We start from the raw sequence: 19,464 nt of genomic DNA, 5'->3' as shown, positions 1-19,464 counted from the left end.
GCCCCAGCCCGATGAAGAGCAGCACGGCCAGCGACCAGATGGCCGGCGTGGAGCCCGCGCCGGTGGCGGCGGTGAGGGTGGCGGCGGCGGCGGCGGTGCCGGTGGCCGCGAGCGTGTCGTTCTCAGGGAGTGAGGCGCCCAGGTTGGCGGTGCCCAGGTAGAACAGCTCCAGCAGCATGCCGACGGACAGGCCCCCGCCCACGTCGCCCAGCAGGGCGCCCATGAACGTGGCGGCCACCAGGGGCCGGGACAGCATGGCCTGGAGGAACGCCTTGCGCTCCACGGCCACCAGCCCCCCCCAGAGACACGCGAGCGCCACCTGGGTCCAGCCGACGTTCACCGGCTCACCCGGCCTTCGACCAGCGCTCGGTCAGGTCCGGCAGGTCCACGGACTTCTCCGCGGGCACGGCGCGCGCCTCCACGCGCACGCCCTGCGCGGACAGCTGCTGGAGGGCCTGCAGCTCCCCTTCCGCCAGGAAGACGGACGGCGACACCTGCCGCCTTCCGGTGCCGAAGTGCACGTTGCCCAGGTTGAGCTGGTCCATGACCAGCCCGTGCTGGAAGGCGAAGGGCACGGAGGCGACATCCCTCAGGAGCACCAGGGTGCGAACGCCGTCCTTGGACAGGGCGGCGAAGTCCACCTGGGCCAGGGGGAGGATCAGCACCTCGATGGCGCTCTGCACGGCGAGCGCCATGGCGGCACGGATGAGTGGACTGGAGGCCGCCTCATCGTCCGCCACCACCACTCGGGACACCTTGAGGTGGGGGAGCCAGGCTTCGACAACCTGACCATGGATGAGGCGGTTGTCGACGCGGACCAGGGTGATCACGGCAGTCTCGAATCGCCGACCCGTGCGGGTCCGTCAAGTTCGCGGCTGCTGCTGGGCCTCGCGAAGCAGGGCGGACGCACAGGTGATGTTGCGCTGGCCGTACGACGCCAGCTGGTTGGCCATGTCCGACAGGGCCATCTGCTCCGAACGGAGCGAGTTGGCCTTCAGCAGCATGGGCAGATTGACGCCGGCCAGGACTTCCAGATTCATCCGCTGACACATCATCAGCGATTCCTTACAGGGGGTACCTCCGAAGAGGTCGGCCATGATGATGACACCGTCCCCTTCATCCACGGTCTTCACCGCCTGCTTCATCTTGGCGCGGAGGTCCTCGACAGGGGCCCCCGGCTCGATGCTGCAAGTAGCCACGGCGGGCAGCTTGCCCACGATCTGTTCAGCGGTTGAGACAAGCTCATCCGCGAGACGCCCGTGCGATGCGATGACGAGGCCGACCATTGATCACCCCTGAGCCACTTCCCGGGAGAATTTGCGTCCTACGCCCATCAACGACCGGACGCAACTCCGGCGAAGTATTCCGCCTGCACCTGGGAACCGCTTCCCCAACGACTTCGCTTCGAAGGTAAGGCGACTGCGCCCACCATGCCTGGAATTTCAGGTCCGGGGAAGGGACGGGGTGTCGTCTGCCGGACGGGGAGCCGGGCGCGGTCTCCCCACGCTCTAGGAGATGCGCGGTGCGGCCCCGCGGTGCGTGCCCCGCGGGACGAGCCCGGCGCCCCCGCTCGGTGGGTAGGAAGGCGACCGTGCCGTCGCGCGGGAGCGGCTGTATCACCTGGGAATCCCGGGAGGGCCCGCGAGGTCCAACGGTACTCGGGGCATACCGGATTCTTGGGACCTGTCGCATCGGGTGCGGTGTCTCAGTGGACGACCAGGCGAGCCCTCTGCTCGGCGGGACGGATGCGGGCGGTGGCGCCGGCGCCGAAGGTGAGGAAGTCCTCCTCCATGCCGTCGCTGAAGATGACGCCGCCCTGGGGCATGCGGGACTCGAGCACCAGCTCCGCCTGGGCGGTGACGAAGCCGCCGACGATGTCCGCGCCGGAGTGACGGCTGACGAAGGGCTCGCGCACGACGAAGGCGAGCCGCGCGTCCTCCCAACCGAGCGTCCAGGGCTTCCCCGGCGTGCCGCCCGTGCAGCGGGTGAGCCCCTGCGCGAGCGCGAACACGGACGACAGCCACCCGCTGGAACCCGCGCCGGTGGACACGAGCACCCCGCTGGAGGACTGCGACTCCTCCTTGCCGCCGTAGCGGACCTGGTAGCGGGCGGACACGTGCGTGCGCGCGCCGATGAACAGGTCGTTGAAGGCGAGCAGCCGCTGGCCGTCCTGGAGCCGCGCCTCCGCCAGTTGCACCTGGCGCATCCTCGCGCGGCCCTCCAGGGTCCGCTGCACCGCGCTCCGGGCGTCGCGCGGGAGGAAGGGCAGGAGCACGCCGTCGAAGCGCTCCGGGTCTGGGTTCACGCCCACGAGCGGCTGGCTGCCCACGTACTTGGCCACGTTGGCGACGAGCCCGTCCTGCCCTATCGCCACCACCACCTCCTTGCCGGTGAAGAGGAAGGTGGGCACGAGCGAGCGGTCCACCTGCTGCACCGGCAACCCCACGTCCAGCTGCGAGCGAAGGGCGTCCACCGCGCGGCGGTAGGTGTCGTCCTCCGCCTCGAACCCGTTGAAGTCCTGGCCGTTGTGCTCCACGTAGAACTTCGCCTGCTTCTTGGTGTTGAAGCGGACCACCAGGTCCGCCAGCCGCGTCTTGCGCGTGACGAGGACGACCTTCTCGAACATGGCGAGCCTCCTTCGCGGGACTTCAGCGGTCGCGGGGGTCGAAGTTGTGGACGTCCGGGCGGCCGGGCTTGGGCGCGGGGCCGGGGTTGTTGCCGCGAGGGCCTGAGGTTGCGGGCAAGAGCGAGCGCAGCAGGTCCGGCGACACGTTGAGCTCGCCGATGCGCTGCGCGTTCTCGCCCATCTCGCGGAAGGCCAGGGCGATGTGGAGCGCGGGGTCGGCGCCGTTGGCGGACGTGGCCAGGAGCGTCTTCCAATCCACGTCCTTCACCGGCGCCAGCGTCTTCTCCAAGGCGTACGCGCGCGCATCCGCGGACTGGCGCTCGTTCTGGACCCAACGCTCCATGAGGGCGGCGCGCTGCTCCTCCACCGCGATGTCCGCGGCCATCTTCGCCTCGCGAATCTGGCGCTGGCGCTCCTCCACCACCAGCTCCGTGGCCAGCTCGCTCTCCTTGATGCGGCGCTCCTGCTCCACGGCCGCGTTGCGGCGGGCGTAGATGGCCTCGTCCGCTTCACGCTGGAGCCCTTCACGCGCGGCGGCTTCCAGCGCGCGCGCCATCTCCGGCGTGGGCTGGATGGAGAGCACGGAGAAGGCCATCACGTGCACACCCAGCGCCTTCACGGACTCCGCCTCCGCCAGCGCCGCGAGCACCCGGGCCTCCAGCATGTCGGACTGCACCAGCACCTCGCGCAGGCTCAGGGACTGCACCACCGCGCGGGCCCGCACCTGCGCGGCCTGCACCAGCCGGTCCGACAGCTTCTCCGGGTCGTCGGAGCGGTGACGCCCCGCCGGGGTGATGGAGTAGTCCAAGAGCCCTGCCAGCCTCCGCGCGTCCTCCACCCGGTATGTCAGCTGCCCCTGGATCGTCACCGGCTGGAAGTCGCGGGTGACCTCGTTGAAGGCGAACGGGACGTCCGCGCTCGACAGAGGCACCGCCACCAGCGTCGTCGCCGGCTTCCAATAGAGGAACGACAGGCCCGCGCCCTCGCGGACCACCTCGCCGTCCCGGTACTGCATCACGTACGTGGTCGGCGTCGACTTCATGTACCCGAAGAACATCCGCGCATCCCCCTCACCTGCTGCGTTTGGTTTGTGTAACCTGGACACCATCTTAGTGTTGTTAATACACATTCGCAACAGGACGTGCGGGAAAGCGGTGTAGGTGGCGTGGATGCCGGTGGACGGGGTGGGCCCGGGCGTCCTTGAATCGGGGGCATGACGCGCAAGCTCGGGGAGCAGTTGGTCCTGGATGGAGTGCTGACGCCGGAGGTGTTGTCCCGGGCGCTCGCGCGGCAGAAGGAGACGGGGCTGAAGCTGGGTGAGTGCCTGGTGCGGCTGGGCGTGGACGAGACGCCGGTGTTGCGGCTGTTGGCGCAGGAGTTGAAGACGCGCTTCGTGTCCACGGAGAAGCTGGCGCAGGCGAAGGTGGACGCGGCGCTGTTGGAGCGGGTGCCGGTGCGGCTGGCGGAGGGCTTCGACTTCATGCCGCTGCGGCTGGTGCAGGACGCGCTGTACGTGGCCATCTCCGAGCCGCAGCGGCAGCGGGCGTTGGAGGAGATCGCGAAGACGGTGGGCGTGGCGCAGGTGCTGCCGTTCGTGGCGGTGCGCAGGTCCATCCGCGCGGCCATCCGGAAGCACTACTACGCGGACGCGCACGCCTTCGAGCACCCGCCGGAGGACCTGGCGTGTCCGCACTGTGGCGCGTCGTGCAAGCCGGGGGATTTCCAGTGCGCGCGCTGTGAGCTGTTGCTCGTGAGGAGCGTGGAGGACCTGCCGCCCCGGGACAACGTGTCGCTGGTGCGCGCGCTGCTCACGAGGCCGGAGCAGACGGGAGCGCGCGGAGTGCCCCGTCCGCCGCAGCAGGAGGCGACGCGGGTGGTGACGTTCCAGGCGCACGCCCAGCCGAAGACGAAGGGGCCTCCGGTGCGGCCGGTCATCGTCGCGAGCCTGGACCTGGTGAACCGGCCGCTGAGCCCGTTCGAGGCGTACGTGCTGTCGTTCGTGGACGGGCGCACGGCGCTGGCGGACATGGCGATGATCACCCAGCTGACGGAGCTGGAGCTGCGCGCGGTGTTCGAGTCGCTGTCGGAGCGCGGCGTGACGAAGCTGGTGGGCACGCTGGCGTCGGCGGAGGTGGCGTTCACGGGGGATGGCGTGCCTGCGTTCTCGCGCGAGCCGAAGACCGTGCCTCCGGCTGCGGCCGCGAAGGTGGCGGCGGCTCCGGCGGCGCGAACCCAGGCTCCGCGGCAGGCGCCGATGCCTTCGGTCTCACTGGCCTCGGCACTGACGTCGAAGCCTCCTTCCGTGGCACCGGCTCCGGTGGCCAGGAAGGAGGACGCGCAGGAGGAGGTGCTCCAGCGTGTCGTGAGGCTGGAGCAGGCGGGGAAGATGGCGGAGGCGCTGGACCTGCTGGAGCGCAGCATCGGGCTCCTGCCGAAGCCCGCGCCTCTCTACAACCGCATGGGGATGATCATCCTGAACCACCAGCGCGATTACGAACGCGCCAGTGCGTTCTTCAAGATGGCCTCGGACCTGGAGCCGGAGAACAGCGTCTACACGATGAACCTGTACTCCGTGCTGGCGCTCAATGCGGAAGCCACGAACGCGGGACAGAAGAAGCCCCGGCGCTGAAGGTACCCTCGGTTGAGGGGTCTGACTCTTGGGGATCATGAATCTGGACCGACAGATCCACCGCGTCTTCGGGCTCGAGAAATCTTCGGTCCCCGTGCGAGAGCAGCCCCTGCCCGTGAGCGATACGAGCCTAGCATTCATGGGCTATCCCATGCTGCGGCAGGCGGAGGTGTTCCTTTCCGTCCCTGCACTGGAGCGCTGGCGGACGGAACAGTCTCTGGCGTTCCCCCAGGAGTGCTGCGTCTGTCTGCGAGCAGTGCAGCGCTTCCTGCCAGTCCATGCTGCCCCAGGATGGATGGGCCTCCTTCGCCGGAAGCAGATCCTGGCGGCGGTTCCCCATTGTGAAGAGCATGGGCGCCAGGACGAAGCGCGACTCCTGGTCCAGGTGAACTCCTGGAGCGAGTGGGTCTGCCAGGTTGCGCTGATCGGGCAGAACGAAGCGTTTCTCCTCAAGACCCGGGAGCTCAACCAGACCGGGGACATGGCGCCCCCCTGGAAGGCATTTCCCGGGTACGAGCCCGTGTCTTCAGGATGGCGACAGGGCAATGGGGAGTATTGGTTTGCTCACGTCTGGTCTCCGTTCTGGCAACGCTTGTCTCCTGAGGAGCGGCAGCAATACAACCAGCGATGGACGGCTCCAACAGACTGGCACTCCTGGCTGATGGATCTTCCCTGAGACAAACCCCAGCGCTGAAGAGGTGCACATGCCCTCCCCTTCCGAGTCATACCTGCTGGACTTCCATGCGCGCCTCGCGGGCGTGACGTCCCGATGGTTCGGGCACGCGCCCGTGCAGCGGGATGAGGAGACGGCGCCTTCAACCTATGCGCTGCTGGAGGCGGTCGTGCCTCACGACGCGCGGCCCCTGGCGGTGCTCGACCTGGCTTGTGGGGATGGCTACCTCCTGGAGCTGCTTGCACGGAGGAAGCAGCCCGGGCTGTCCCTGATGGGGCTCGACATGAGCGAGCACGAGCTTGTCGCGGCACGGGCGCGGTTGCACGGCGCTGCGGCACTGTTCCAGGGACGCGCGCAGTCGCTTCCTCTCGGCGATGCCAATGTCGATGTCGTGCTGAGCCACCTGGCGCTCATGCTGATGGACGACGTGGAGACCGTGCTCGCGGAGATGCGGCGCGTGCTGAAGCCGGGCGGACGGGTGTCCATCGTCGTGGGTGGAGACCTGGTGCCGGGCAACGCGCTGGAGGTGTTCGCCGGACTCATGAAGAGCGCGGCGGCGGTTCCTCCCACTCGGCTGGGCGATCCGAGGGTCCGTACTAGCGATGGGTTGCGAGAACTCTTCGCCGAAGGCTTCGTGGACGTCGCGGTGCAGTCCCTCTCCGTGCAGGGGGATGGGTCGCCCCATGAGGTCTGGGAGTCGCTGCTCACGACGTACGATGCGGACCGTCTGTCCCCGGCTGCACAGGCGTCGCTCCAGGCCTCGTTCCTTCAGGCCGTGGAACCGCTGCGACGCGCGGATGGCAGCGTTCCGTTGCGCTGGGGCATGCGGCAGCTGACGGCGACCCGGGAGGCTCACGCGGCATGACCCTTCCCAGGAAGGGCACCTGCCGGGTTCGCTTCGGTGAGCCCCATTTCTAGTCGCACCAGAGGGCCGTCACTCCGGGCCAGGTTCGCGACATGAGCCGGCGGGCACTCACGGCGGGGTGGAGGCCCCTGGTCGCGGGGGCTCCGTTCCGCGTCGAATACAGCGTTCCGCTGGATACTCCCGGAACCCTCTTCCAAGAGCCCGAGCCCAGAAGACCGCGCCCCCTCCCGAAGGAAGAGGGCGCGGATGCACAAGCTGAGAAGGAGACGATGTGCGGTGCCTTGTCTGCATCCGTGGCCGGGCGCTCAGGTGCCGCTCGGCAACAACCGCCGACAGACGAACCCCTCCGGAGTTGGAATGCAGGCCGTTGCTTCGAGTTCTTCGAAGACGTGCCGCAAGGTTGAAGTCAACTTGACCCCGAAGACCTCCATTTCGGACCACGGGGGGTCGTGTGCGAACTCACCATGGTGCTCGGCCACATCACCGGCAATCCTGGCGCACATCGCCTCAGGAGATTCTCCCTCGAGAGCGGCGAATGACGTGACGCCCACCGCAAGAGGATCGGCTGCCGCATCCCCCAAGCCGCTCTTCCAAACTCCTTGGATGACTGGAGTGTTCTCGCGCGATTCAACGACCCATACGTGAAAGGCGCGAGCCAGCTCAGCCACCCGGTCTCCGAACCCCTGATCAACCACGATCCCCACTTTGTGCGGCGGCATTGGCATGGTGCGCTCCCCTATCGAGGCAACTCATCCGGTCGCGGGGGCCGTACGCCCCCTGGCGCGGACTTTTCATGGACGTGCGGCGTTGGAACGTTGTTGTGCGTGTGGGGGTTCGCGTGCTGCGTATCCACTCGCTTTGCCTGGTCAAAGCCCGTCGGATTCCGCGGGTTCGGCTGCCATTCCGCGTAACCAGTGACACGCCCCTGCGAATCTTTCTTGAACGTCGTATGCGGCCCCTCCGCCCTAAGGTCAGGCTTCAGATTGTTTGCGCCGCGTCCACCGTCCCCTCCAACCTTGACGGCGATCACGGCAGCCGTCGCTTGGGTCGCATCGTCTCCCGAGTCCCCTCTGCCTGCAACCTGCCCGAGGCGCTCAACAATCTTCGCCATGCCAAGTAGGAACTGATCGTCGACCTGGTCGACTGCAGCATCCAGTTCATCCGTACCGAAGTTGGCGGGCACCTGGCCCCCTGTCGATTCGGCCTGGAAGAATGCCCGACGCGCCTCGGACGTCATCGCCTCGAGTTCGCCCGCCGTCACACTTCCTGGCACACGCCCCGGTCCTCGTCTCCGACCGTCTGGCCCCGTCGCATACCAGGTGTCGTTCTGCCAGCCGAAGTAGGGGCCGTAGACGTTGGGGTCACTCGATTGCCCGCCTCCGTCACCTCCTACCGCGACGTTCTCCCAGCATCCGCCATCATCAGGGGTTCCAACGCAACCCCCATCATTCATGAGCCCACTTGGATCCGTGTAGCGAAGCGGATTGTTCCACGCGTAAGCGTAGCGGTTGTGGGACTGACTCCTGAACGGCGACTGGACGAACGGGTCCGGAGTCAGGAAGCGGCCTACGGATGGATCGTAGACGCGTCCCTTCATGTTGATGAGCCCTAATTCATCGTCATGTGAATGGCCGGTGAAACCCTCAGGCAGGCCCTTCCCCAGGACGGGCAGGTTGGCCGTTGCAAGCGCCTGAGGGAAGACACGACGACCGAACGGGTCAAACTTCATCCGAGCAACCAGCGCCCCCTGCTGGTCGGAGAGCGCCTCCACGCTGCCCAGCGGATCGCGATGAACGTAGGCGATGTCCTGCACGAACGGGCCTGACTCCCTCCGGGTCAGCGTCACTCGGGCAACGGGCCGTCCCCCCGCTGTGATGGAGAACAGGTGGCGCGTCCGCCATCTCTCCACCTGCTTCTCGTACAGCCCGGCCCCCACCATGACGGAAGACTCCCCGTTGGAGCGCGCCTTGCGCACACGTGCATCGAAGGCGTCGTACTGGAAGGTCAGCTCCTCCGCGCCACGCTGGATGCGGTGGGGGAGCCCTGCCACCGTGTACTCCACGCTGGTGCTCCCCGGGGCCGTCACCCGGAAGCCACGCGCGTCATATCCGTATGAACCCGGGGGGCCTTGAGTCACGGCGTGCGGCGGGGCGCCGTTCTGGCCATAGACATACGACTCGCTGGGAGAGCCACCTTCCACGGTCGTGCGGCTCGTGAGGTTGCCGTCCGGCGAGAAGCCGTACTCAAAGATGGCGCGCTGGCAATTCTGATACACCGTCCATCGAGTCAGTCGATCCAGGCTGTCATAATCAAACTCCTCGGTCGACTCCGCCACGCCGTCATTGCGTTCGGTGAGGTTGCCGTTCGCGTCATAGCTGAAGAGCAGTCGCTGGAGGTTGGACGTTCCCAACCCCGTCTCCACCAGACGCAATGAGCCCACGCTGTCATAGCCGTAATGGCTCTCCGTACCGTTTCCCAGAACGGCATGGCTCAAATGCCCGCTGGCCGTGCGAGCCCCCACCTGCCAGTAGACAAGCTGTGATGCAACGTTCCGCACGTCCAGCAGGTCTCCACGCGGCGTATAGCCATACTGGAGCTGGAGGCGTGAGACCCCCCGGACTTCCGGATAGGCGACCATCTTCAGCCGGCCGTACGCGTCGTAGGTGTAGTCGAAGGCGTAGGGAGCGCCCTCTACCAGAGTCGTCTCCTGGCTGCGACGACCGAGCGTGTCGTAAGCATAGGCGGTGGACACACCGTCCGCGCTCGTCGTGCCCGCCAGTGCGCCCACGCCGTTGACCGCCGTGTCCCAGGAGTACGTGCTTTCTCCAAGCGGAGTGACGACCTTGGTGGTACGGCCCAGGGCATCGCGGAGGAAGACCTGCTGCTCTTCCTCCGCGTCCTCCATGAAGCGCGTGTCACCAAAGGCGTTGTAACGCGTCACGGATACGCCGTTCGAAGGGTCGGCCAACCGGGTACGCCGGCCCCGCACGTCGTATTCCATGCTGGCGTGTCGCCCCACGGACTCGGTTCCCGTCACCGTGCCAAAAGGGCCGTATTCGAAGATCGTGTTGAGCACACCCCCCACCGGGTTCGGCTCGCTGACCTTCACGGCCCACCCGCGACCATTCAGTTCGGTCTTGGTGGCATTGCCCCGCGCATCCGTTTCCGTAAGGGTCAGCCCCTCATAGGTCAGGAGACGGAAGCTATCGTCCGGTTGCGTCAGCCGGGTGAGGCGCCCCAGCTCGTCGTATTGATAGCGCGTGCTCGCCACAGCCGTCCCGCCCGAAGGAGAGGGACGCTGCACCTCCACCAGGCGTCCAGCAGCGTTGTAGAGGTAGTTCTCCTCAGTAGGGCTGCCGGCGAAATCCTGGCGCTGCCGTGTCACCACTCGACCCAAGGAATCCAGAAAGACCGTTTCCGCACTGCCTCCCGCCCGAGTCGTCCGGATACTGCCCGGCAGGTATTCGTACGAAACATCCGCGAGCGTCGGTCCGTCCTCGACGCGCAGGCGGCCAAAAGCGTCGTACTGCCGGCGTTGGCGCACCCCATTCGCATCAACGGTTGCGGCCAGCACACCCAGTCCAGGGTGATAGGCCATCATCTGGCGATGCCCGGCCGGATTGATGATGGCGGAGACAGTGGTCTTCGTGGCGGCGTCGTACTCGTATGACGTGGTCCGTGTCTCTCCGGTCAGGGTCCGCAGCGTCACGCCGCTGCGAAGCCCCATTCCGTCCGGCGAGTAGTCGTAGTGGGCGGCCAGGTAGACGTCGAGGTCCGTCGAGTCCGGCTCGATCACCTCGTCCGTGAGCAGGCCCGAGCCCGGGGCATGGGTGAAACTCCGGCTGCGCGCACGAGATACCCCCAGGGCAGTCGTAGCGGTCTCCGTGACCCGGCTGGGCAGTCCCACCTGCCATGTCGAGGCACGGTTCTCATAGGTGGTGTCACGCCGCGACACGTAACCATCCGACCACACCCACTTTTCCGCTTTCACATTGCCGAAGTCCGCATCGAAATCCTCCACTGTGTGCGTCACGGACCACAGCGTGGGCAGCCCCAGTTCGTACGCATGCTCGGCCTTCGATGCCGTGTAGACGGCGAAGTAGCGAGTTCCATCCGCCGCGGTGCGCTCAACATACGCAGGAGTGGCGACGGTTTCCCGGATCCAGGTTCTGCCATTCGACAGCGGGGTGCGCACCGTACGATTGAGAAGCTGCCGCGCCAGCGGGTACCTCGTCCCCACGAGAGGAGCGAGGGCATAGGTCTCACGCGAGACGGATCCAGAAGAGTGGTCCGTCACCGTTCGCTTGCGAATGCCGAGCAGCCCCTTTCCCATGGCATCCAGGCGGGCGTCCTCGTACTGGTAGGAAACGCGGCGCATCGGGTGGCCCGGCCCCGCCTCGGTTCGCATCTCGGAAGCCAGCCACATGCCCTGCCGCACGCAGGGCTGTGGGTAGATGCAGCTCTGCCCTCGAGTGTACGTGGCCGTGTCCGTGAGCGGCGCGTAGTCGAACTCCACCCGTGCGCCCATGGCATCTGTCGCCGACCGCAACAGAAAGGGTTTTACTCCCTGTCGGATCCATATCTGGAGTGCGGAGGCTGAGCTATCCGGCTGCACGAAGTCCATCTGCCCATCGCCATTCACATCCAGCGCAAGCGAGCGATACATCCCTCGATCCGCGGACACCGCGCCAATGGGGATGAAGAGCGTGGTATCAACAAAGCTGGACCCGCGCGACAGAAGCACCCGAGCCCGGGACCGTGCGAAGGAGCCCGGAACAGTCGCGACACCCTGATCCAAAAGCACGATGTCCTGAAGCCCATCACCATTGATATCAGCCACGCGCACACCGTTATCGATGGAATGGCGTGTGTTGCCCCAGCCTTCGGGCGGAGGATTGAGGTATTCAAGTGCCGGCCCCACCTTGGCCTCAGCCGGGAAACCCTGTGTGGGTTGCGGCACGAAGCCCAGTCCCGTGTTGAGCGAGAGGGTCGCGTCTCCGCCGGCCTGAGGATAGGACACGAGGTCCGTCAGGCCATCGCGGTTGACGTCAACGAACAAGTGCCTCTGTCCGCTCGTCTCCTCACGAGGGATTGAAGTCTCCTTCCAAAGAGAGGTTCCATCCGCCTTCATGCCCAGAAACCAGTAGTTACTGCCCACCATATAGGGAATTGCGTCATCACCCGGATCGCTCTCCCACCTGGGGATGAGCAGACCCGTGCGCCCCGAGCCGTCCAGGTCAAGCGGGAATGCCGTTGTCAACGCGGGGAAACTGGGAGGCGCGAGGCCCATGGAGAATGGAGCACCGCTGTTGATGGGTCCCAGCCGGTACCCAAGTCCAACCAGGCCCTGGCCACCCATCGGCAGCCCTGTCGGGCGGAGCAAATCCAGCCGTCCGTCCCCATTCAGGTCCACGGTCCAGAAGTTGCGCAACGAAGTCCCAAGTTCGGCTTGCTGCTCCTCTCGGCTGAACGCGCCACCGCCCCAGCTCTTCATCAGGTGAAGGATCCGCTCGCCCGTTGGGACATTGTTCGTGGAAACAATGAAGTCCAGGAGTCCATCTCCGTCCCAGTCGGTGAAGCGCCCATCGGAGGTGGACTCCCCGGCAGAAGGGGGCACCGGAAGAAAGGCCAACGGCTTCTCGGCGTCGAAACCCGTGCCATTGCTGTAGCGCACGAACCATTGCACGGCCGAGGTTCCCACCCGCTTGCGGTAGACGAGGTCGTCCCGTCCGTCCGCATTGACGTCAGCGCCCAAGAAGGACTGCAGGTCAGCATATGCGCTCGGATTTGGAGGCTCTGTCGTCAGCGCGTAGTTCCACAGGTTTCCCCAGCTAGTGGGGTCAAGGCTTTGGGCATAGGTGAACCGGAAGGGGTTTCGGCAAATGTTACTTCCGTCACACTCCGTCACTTCGCCCAGGGTGCTGATTCCCGCGGCGCTCCCATTCGGTTCGTTCGGCAGTCCGTCGTAGCGGTAGCCCAGCGTGTACGAACGCAACAAGGAGCGCGTCTGGCCCAGCCCGGTAGGCCCCCATGCCTCTATTTTCTTCAGCCGGCGCCGAAGCTGGAGGGAGAATCCGCCTGCGAAGCTGCCCACCACATCCGTACGCGGTTCGTACGCGAAGGAGACGCTCGCGAGCGCAGGAGGTGCTCCCGCCACGGAGGAACCTGTGTATCGGATCTCCACCGGCAGCTGCTCCTCTGCCGCAGCGGGAATGTCGTATGTCACCGTGAGGAAGTTGCCGCTGCGATCCTCGACGCGGGACAGGGCCCAGGCGAAGGTGCGCGTGCCCCCTTCCGGTATGGGCTGCTGGTGGGTCGCGGAGCCGCTCCCCCCCAATGTAAGGATCAGACCATCCTTCGTGTACATCTTGAAGGTGGCGGGTCCATTGTCGCCTACACCCAGAGATACAACGCGAGCATAGACATCATTCTCGGTGCGATACTCGGCTCCGTCAGCACCATAGGCGCCTGAGACAACCATCAGCCGTTGGCCGTCCAGACAGAAGCGATCGCTCGTATCGAAGCGGATCCGGTCAGAGGCACCATCGTGGGCCATCGTCTTGCGGCAGCGTGTGATGCGTGAAAGGCCGGCGAGATTCCAACCCATTCCAATCAGCCCATTGCCGCTGTCGCTGCTGTAGTTCAGCGCCAGCCGTGGTTCGATGCCCAGTCGCCCTGGAGACGTCCACAATGGGAACGTGTAGCGGGCGGTGCCCACCGACGTGACCCATGCACCAGGCATCGTGGAGCCTGCGGCTTTCGAAGAACTCGTCTGGGTCTGAAGGACGGTGTCGGAATCGACGACAGGGGGCGAAGCATCACCGATGTGCTGGCGCCGTGTGGCCATGAGTTGACGTGTGTCGTTGATGGGAGCGGAAGGGCTACAACTGGCCACGAGTTGCGTGGCATAGATCCAGACCACCGCGCAAGCAGAGACTCGTTTCATGGTGATTCCCGAGATAATCTATGATGTTTCAGTGAAAATTATTTACACACCGACGGATTCGCACGCCCCCATGCGGAGAATCAGGAGAGCGGATGGGATTCACAGCGTCGGGCACGTTCCACAATCATGGCTGCCACCGCAGCCATCCGGAGCGACACCGCAAGCGGTATGGGCGCAGGCCTCCGTCTGTGGCACTGGCGTGCATTCGCAGGACATGTCATCAAACCGGCAGACATCGCCTTCGTCCACAGCGAGATCGCAGTCGTTGTCCCGACCGTCGCAGCGCTCAAGCTCTGGAGCCAGCGGGATGCATGTCTGGGGCTGGCCATCACGACACGCCGGGACGGATGCCGCACATTGCCCCTGCCCACAGCTCAATGTTCCCAGCCCTTCATCACTCACACCGTCGCAATCGTTGTCCCGCCCGTCACAGACTTCAGGGGAGGACGGCAGAGGGAAGCAGACCTGCCAGACACCGCCCTGACAGGCGTATTTCGAGGTATAGCAATCTCCAACACCACAAGAGATCCGACCAAACTCGTCCTCGTCGCGCACGCCATCACAATCACTATCGACGCCGTCACACGCTTCCGGAGTGGGAAAGATGACCTGCTCGCAGGCGTAGTCTCCGTTGGAGCAAATCAACCGGCCGGCGGAGCACGCACCCGGTTTGTTCACGGAGCAGCCTTGGGGGGTGATGTTGTCAACGATGCCGTCAAGGTCATCATCACACGAGTTACACGTTTCAGGTCTGGGCGCGAGTTGGCTCTGGCAGACGCCAAAGTTGCCATCCCCCAGGCACATCTGGGTTCCCTGGCCTGTCGCTCCACAACTACACGCACGCTTGCTGGTCTCCGTGACTTCGCAGGGGCCATAGATCCCTTGCTCATTGGCATAGCTCAGTCCCGAACAACCGTTATTCACCCCTGACGTGAAGGTACACGCCCTGGGCGGGGGGGGCGTCGAGCATGGGGGATGCTGGCAGCAGGTCTCACAAGTGGCAGAGGGGTCCACCTGATTGGATGGAGTGTTGGCATCGCTGGCGGCAGCCCAGAGCGCCAGGGAGATCAATAGCAACCGCGCAGATGTGCCTGCCACGACAGCCCGGAACAGCCCCCACGGAATCAATGTATGCATAGAGTTCAGAACGGCCTTCGCGAGCCGGGACAATTCGATTCCCGAGTGCATGGACATGGCGCTGCCCCCTTCACTTCCTAAAGGGGCACCCATGACTCCGAAGGCGACTGCAATTTCGTGTCCAGAGCGGAAGTGGCAGCCGCTTCTGACTGACGGCGTCGCGCAGGGTCTCCAGAGCGGGACCCGAGTCCGCCGCGCAGGACGCATCAGATGGCGGGGACCCTGTCACAGCGCTCCGATGGAGCGAACTCAGCCTCTTGGCGCTCTGAGGCAGGCCTTACAGGTGGACAGATGGAAACTTCGCGTGCGTAGGGCCGTCGCCGTGTTTACGCCCCGCCTGACGAGGCTTTGCAATGATCCGGCACCGCTAGCCCGCTCTCGGCATTGTGGTGGCATCCTGACCTCGAAGCGCACCAGCACGAGGGACCGCTACACCGGATGTTCGCGGCAGCGCGAGTCACGAGGCGATTTTTCGCCTGTTCGTCACCGTGGCGCCGGTCCCAACCCGCCTCACCCGCGCGGCGCCCACGGGACGACGTGCAGCCTGTTGCCGTCCTCCGTGGGCTTCGCCTCGTGGAGCGTCATCGCGAGGGCGCCTGCCGCGTCACGCGTGTGATGCACGATGAGCGCAGGGGTGGGAATCCCCGGCATGGCTTCCGTCAGCCACGCGTAGCCCTCCTCGGGGGTCTTCGCCTCCAGGACGGCGATCGTGGCGTGTCCCGTCTGCGCCGCGGTGCAGAGCATCTGCATGTCCTCCAGCGTGCGCACCTCGTCCGCGAAGAGGAGGTCCGGGTCCTGCCGCAGGAATGAACGCAGCGCCTGCACCAGCTTCAACTCAGCGCTCACCTTCACGACGCCGATGGCGCCTCCCGGCCCTCCCTTCGGATCCTCCACGGCCGCGAGCGCGTGCACGTTGTCGGGCAGCGCATCCATCACCGCCCGCAGGGTCGTGCTGCGGCCCGTGTTGGATGCTCCCGTGAGCAGCACCAACTGGCCGTTGAACAGCGTCTTGTCCAGGCGGTTGAAGAGCCCCTTGAGGAACTCCGCCGCTTCGGCGGAGAGCGGGAGGCTGGCGATGCTCGGGTACGCCTGGCGCGTCTCCCGGTCCCTTGCCAACACCGTGGTCCAGGTGCCCAGTTCGTCTTCGCGGAACGACACTCGGAACTCGATGTCCGGATCCGCCGCGCCCGCCGGGAAGGACACGTGACCCCGGTCGGGCAGCACCGGATCCGCACCCCGCTTCGCGTGCGCCGTCAGCGCCTTCCCCAACGGCCGATACAGCTCATACGCCATGGGCTGACGCACGGGCACCCGCTCCGCGCCCAGCAAGCCCACCGTGCCCGGCGTGTCCTTCGCGATGAAGAACAGCGTGATGCCCGCGTTGATCACCCGGCCGCCCGTCTCCGCTCGGGCTTCGTCGCCGTCGCCGTCGTCCTCCTCCGAGACGCTGTCCGTGTCGTCCGCCGCCCAGACGGAGAACATCGCCGCGCCCGTCCTGCCCGCGACGTCGAAGAGGGCCGCCGCCAATGCCTCCGGCGTCCTCGGCGACGCGGCCGCTCCGGTGGGGGCCCGGCCCGCTTCCCCCAGTTCCTGGAGCAGGCTGGAGAACACGGCTTCCGGCGTGGCGGGGGCTTCGGACTTCGGGCTCGGAGTCGTCATGGCGCGGACCATGGCATGGCCCCTCGCGGCCCAGCCACGCTGGAAACGGCCCCCGGGAAGCCTCCTCCTCGTTGAAAACCGGTACGGCCGCCGGCCTGCCTTGAGAACGAGCGAGGAAGCCCACAGGAAGGGCTCCCCTCCAGCAGGCGCTTGGGTAACATCGCTTGATGTTCCGGCGTCTCACCAACGCGCTGCGACGGCTGTGGCTCCGCCCCACCGAAAGCAGCCCCCCGAACCGGCAGAGCCTGCCCGACGGTACCGGCCCCACCGTCGCCACGCCCCGGCGCTCGCGCGCGTCGGTCTCGGAGGAGTCCTCGCCTCCGGTCCGCACCAGCCGCCCACGCCGCCCGGCCGTCCGCATCGTCGCGCACGGGGCCGCTCCGCATGTCAGCAACCGCAAGACGTCCAGCCGCGCCGGCGTCACCCCCCCGCGCTTCTACGACCTGCACGACGACTTCCGCGCCCCCGGCCGCTGGGAACCCGGCGACCCGCTGGACCCGGAGGACAAGGAGGTGGGCGACATGTGGATGTTCACCGCCGGGCGCCCCGTGAACCCGCCCGGCCCCCTCCACATCTCCAACGAGCAGAAGGCCGCCCCGCTGGACTTCAGCCTCGCCGGCGCCAGCCTCACCCCCGTGGTGCACCCGCGCGTCGCCGCCGTGCTCGCGCGCCTGGCGCCGGAGGACGTGCAGCTCATCCCCGTGCACATCGAGGGACAGATGGAGCCGTACTTCCTCGTCGTCGCCACACGCCTCATCCGCTGCGTGGACGAAGCCGCCTGCCTGGAGGTCCACCACTATGGCCCCGGCGACGGCGTCCCCTCGCGCGTGGGCCAGTACCGCTCCGTCCGAGGCCTGCGCATCGACCCCGACCAGGTGGGCCGCGCCCGCGTGTTCCGCCCCTGGGGTTGGCCCGTCACCCTCGTCGTCTCCGAGGCCGTGAAGGAGGCCCTGGAGAAGGAGGGCATCACCGGCGCCTGCTTCACGCCCGTCACGGACACCCGGCACTGAAACCCGGGGGTCCGCAAGGACGTTCCAGCGCCCTACTCCTTCTCGATGTCCCGGTCCCACAGCTGCACGCGGCCGTAGTCCGCGGACAGCCGTCGCACCATCTCCGCCGCCAGTGACACCGAGCGGTGCTTGCCGCCCGTGCACCCCAGCGCCACCGTGAGGTACGCCTTGCCCTCCTTCTGGTAGCGGGGGAACAGGAACCGGCAGAGGTCCACGACCTTCTCCAGGAACTGCTGCGTCTCCTCGCGCTCCAGCACGTACCCGGACACCTTCGGGTTCTTGCCCGTGAGCCCCTTGAGCTCCGGCACGAAGTACGGGTTCGGCAGGAAGCGCACGTCGAACACCAGGTCCGCCTGCGGCGGCACCCCGTACCGGTAGCCGAAGGACATGATGGACAGGCTGGGCCCCGTCGTGGGCTCCGGGCTGAAGCGCCCCTGCACCATGCGCTTCAGGTCGTGCACGTTGAGCGCCGACGAGTCGATGACCTGGTCCGCCATCTCCCGCAGGTCCTTCAGCGCCTCGCGCTCCGCGTGGATGCCCTCCGCCACCGTGCCGTCCGGGGCCAGCGGGTGACGGCGGCGCGTCTCGCTGAAGCGGCGCATGAGGCTGTCGTCGCTGGCGTCCAGGAAGAGCACGTCCACCTGGTGGCCCGCGCGGCGCACGTCCGCGAGCACGCGGGGCGCGTCCTTGAGGAAGACGCCTTCGCGCGCGTCGATGACCAGCGCCATGCGCTCGATGTTGCCGCCCCCCGCCAGCTCCGTGAGCTTGGGCAGGAGGAGCACCGGCAGGTTGTCGATGCAGAAGAAGCCGGCGTCCTCCAGCGCGCGGATGGCCGTGGACTTACCGGAACCTGACATGCCGGTGATGACGATGATCTGCTTCGCGGGGGCGGTCACTCGACCTCTTCTCCCAAGGTGCGGCGCATCGCCCCCTGGGCGATGGCTCGATTGAGTCGTTCGGCGAACTCTCGCGCCGAATGGTGGCCCTGAAGCTTCAACAGCTGGTTGCGCGCGGCCACCTCCACGATGGTGGCCATGTTGCGTCCAGGACGCACGGGGACGACCGACAGGGGGATGTCCACGCCAACAATCTGCAGGTGCTTGTCCTCCACGCCCAGTCGGTCGTACTCCTGGTGCGGATCCCATTCCTGCAGCTCAATCACAAGCTCAATCTTCTTCTGTTCCCGGACGGCGGACACTCCGAAGAGGTCCTTGATGTTGATGATGCCCAGTCCGCGAATCTCCATGTGGTGCTTGATGACCGGATTGCCCGCGCCGTAGACGGCCCCCTTGCGCCGGGTGACGTCCACGATGTCGTCCGCCACCAGCCGGTGGCCCCGCATCACCAGGTCCAGGGCGATTTCACTCTTGCCGATGCCGCTCTTGCCCAGGAGCAGGATGCCCACGCCGAAGACGTCCATCAGCACGCCGTGCAGGCTGCTGGACTCCGTGAGCGCGTCCTCCAGGAAGTTCTGCACCCGCTGGATGAACTCGCTGGAGAGCAGCGGCGTCTTCATCAGCGACAGGCCCGCGGCCTCGCAGGCGTCCACCAGCGCGCGCGGCACGTCCAGCGCCTTGGTGACCACCACGCACGCCAGGTCCTCTTCGCTGAAGAGCTTGGCCAGCGAGGCGTGCTGCGCGTCCTCCGCCAGGGTGGCCAGGTAGGAGATTTCAGTGTTGCCGAAGACCTGGACGCGGTGCGGGTGGAGGTGCTCGGTGAAGCCCGCCAGCGCCAGGCCCGGCTTCTGGATGCGCGAGGAGTCCACCGTGCGCGCCAGCCCCTGGGTGCCCGCCATCAGGGTCAGCCGCAGGTCGTGGCCCTGGTCCTCGAGGAGCTGGGAGATGCGAATGGATTTCATCGTCGGGACCTGGATATCACCCACCGGCCTCCGGAGGTGAACCGCACCGTGTCCGCCCTGT

15 protein-coding genes are annotated in these 19,464 nt (G+C 66.5%); 4 read left to right on the top strand and 11 right to left on the bottom strand.

The window, feature by feature from the left end; translation table 11 throughout:
* The 5 genes from D7Y11_RS33270 to D7Y11_RS33250 form a co-directional block, all read right to left on the bottom strand.
* Positions 1-340: PTS sugar transporter subunit IIC (locus D7Y11_RS33270; protein ID WP_148139245.1), on the bottom strand; the 340-nt coding region annotated here is incomplete at its 3' end.
* A gap of 4 nt (positions 341-344) precedes the next feature.
* Positions 345-830: a PTS sugar transporter subunit IIB gene (locus D7Y11_RS33265; protein ID WP_120561225.1), complete on the bottom strand. Its 486-nt coding sequence runs from the start codon at positions 828-830 to the stop codon at positions 345-347.
* Between the two features lie 33 nt (positions 831-863).
* Positions 864-1,286 (bottom strand): PTS sugar transporter subunit IIA, encoded by a 423-nt coding sequence (locus D7Y11_RS33260; RefSeq protein ID WP_120580288.1) that lies wholly within the window; start codon positions 1,284-1,286, stop codon positions 864-866.
* Between the two features lie 419 nt (positions 1,287-1,705).
* Complete coding sequence (locus tag D7Y11_RS33255; protein ID WP_120580289.1) at positions 1,706-2,626, bottom strand: NAD+ kinase; 921 nt, start codon at positions 2,624-2,626, stop codon at positions 1,706-1,708.
* A 22-nt stretch (positions 2,627-2,648) separates the two neighbouring features.
* On the bottom strand, positions 2,649-3,683 hold the full coding sequence (locus D7Y11_RS33250; RefSeq protein ID WP_120580290.1) for an SPFH domain-containing protein: 1,035 nt from the start codon (positions 3,681-3,683) through the stop codon (positions 2,649-2,651).
* A gap of 156 nt (positions 3,684-3,839) precedes the next feature.
* On the opposite strand from D7Y11_RS33250, the gene D7Y11_RS45035 reads away from it, so the two are divergent.
* The 3 genes from D7Y11_RS45035 to D7Y11_RS33235 are packed head-to-tail and all read left to right on the top strand — an operon-like array spanning position 3,840 to position 6,793.
* On the top strand, positions 3,840-5,255 hold the full coding sequence (locus tag D7Y11_RS45035; RefSeq protein WP_120580291.1) for a general secretion pathway protein GspE: 1,416 nt from the start codon (positions 3,840-3,842) through the stop codon (positions 5,253-5,255).
* A 37-nt stretch (positions 5,256-5,292) separates the two neighbouring features.
* Entirely contained in the window at positions 5,293-5,931 is a 639-nt protein-coding gene (locus D7Y11_RS43945) for a hypothetical protein (protein WP_199733934.1), read from the top strand.
* A 28-nt stretch (positions 5,932-5,959) separates the two neighbouring features.
* A complete protein-coding gene (locus D7Y11_RS33235) occupies positions 5,960-6,793 on the top strand; it encodes a class I SAM-dependent methyltransferase (protein ID WP_120580292.1) in 834 nt (277 codons plus the stop codon).
* 305 nt (positions 6,794-7,098) lie between these two features.
* Here the strand turns inward: D7Y11_RS33235 and D7Y11_RS33230 are convergent, their stop codons facing one another.
* From D7Y11_RS33230 to D7Y11_RS33215, 4 genes are all read right to left on the bottom strand, one after another.
* On the bottom strand, positions 7,099-7,518 hold the full coding sequence (locus tag D7Y11_RS33230) for a hypothetical protein (RefSeq protein WP_126935702.1): 420 nt from the start codon (positions 7,516-7,518) through the stop codon (positions 7,099-7,101).
* 11 nt (positions 7,519-7,529) lie between these two features.
* Positions 7,530-13,739 carry an FG-GAP-like repeat-containing protein gene (locus tag D7Y11_RS33225; RefSeq protein WP_120580293.1) on the bottom strand — a complete coding sequence of 2,070 codons (6,210 nt, stop codon included), beginning with the start codon at positions 13,737-13,739 and terminating at the stop codon, positions 7,530-7,532.
* Between the two features lie 99 nt (positions 13,740-13,838).
* Positions 13,839-14,543, bottom strand: coding sequence for a MopE-related protein (locus tag D7Y11_RS45390; RefSeq protein ID WP_120580294.1), 705 nt, complete (start codon positions 14,541-14,543; stop codon positions 13,839-13,841).
* A gap of 843 nt (positions 14,544-15,386) precedes the next feature.
* Positions 15,387-16,535, bottom strand: a complete 1,149-nt coding sequence (locus D7Y11_RS33215; protein WP_126935701.1) for an ATPase, T2SS/T4P/T4SS family — start codon at positions 16,533-16,535, stop codon at positions 15,387-15,389.
* Between the two features lie 167 nt (positions 16,536-16,702).
* On the opposite strand from D7Y11_RS33215, the gene D7Y11_RS33210 reads away from it, so the two are divergent.
* Positions 16,703-17,545: a DUF1629 domain-containing protein gene (locus D7Y11_RS33210; RefSeq protein ID WP_121753255.1), complete on the top strand. Its 843-nt coding sequence runs from the start codon at positions 16,703-16,705 to the stop codon at positions 17,543-17,545.
* Positions 17,546-17,577: 32 nt separating this feature from the next.
* Here the strand turns inward: D7Y11_RS33210 and rapZ are convergent, their stop codons facing one another.
* The gene (gene rapZ, locus D7Y11_RS33205) at positions 17,578-18,441 is read right to left on the bottom strand and encodes an RNase adapter RapZ (RefSeq protein WP_120581487.1); all 864 of its coding nucleotides are present in this window, start codon (positions 18,439-18,441) and stop codon (positions 17,578-17,580) included.
* Positions 18,438-19,403, bottom strand: a complete 966-nt coding sequence (hprK, locus tag D7Y11_RS33200; RefSeq protein ID WP_120581488.1) for an HPr(Ser) kinase/phosphatase — start codon at positions 19,401-19,403, stop codon at positions 18,438-18,440. The genes rapZ and hprK overlap by 4 nt, the downstream gene beginning before the upstream one ends.
* Positions 19,404-19,464 lie beyond the last annotated feature (61 nt).

It is taken from the genome of Corallococcus sp. AB018 (assembly GCF_003986945.1).
Lineage (GTDB): Bacteria > Myxococcota > Myxococcia > Myxococcales > Myxococcaceae > Corallococcus > Corallococcus exiguus.
The sequence above is the reverse complement of the archived record's forward strand: the minus strand, read 5'-3'. Positions and strand labels throughout refer to the sequence as shown.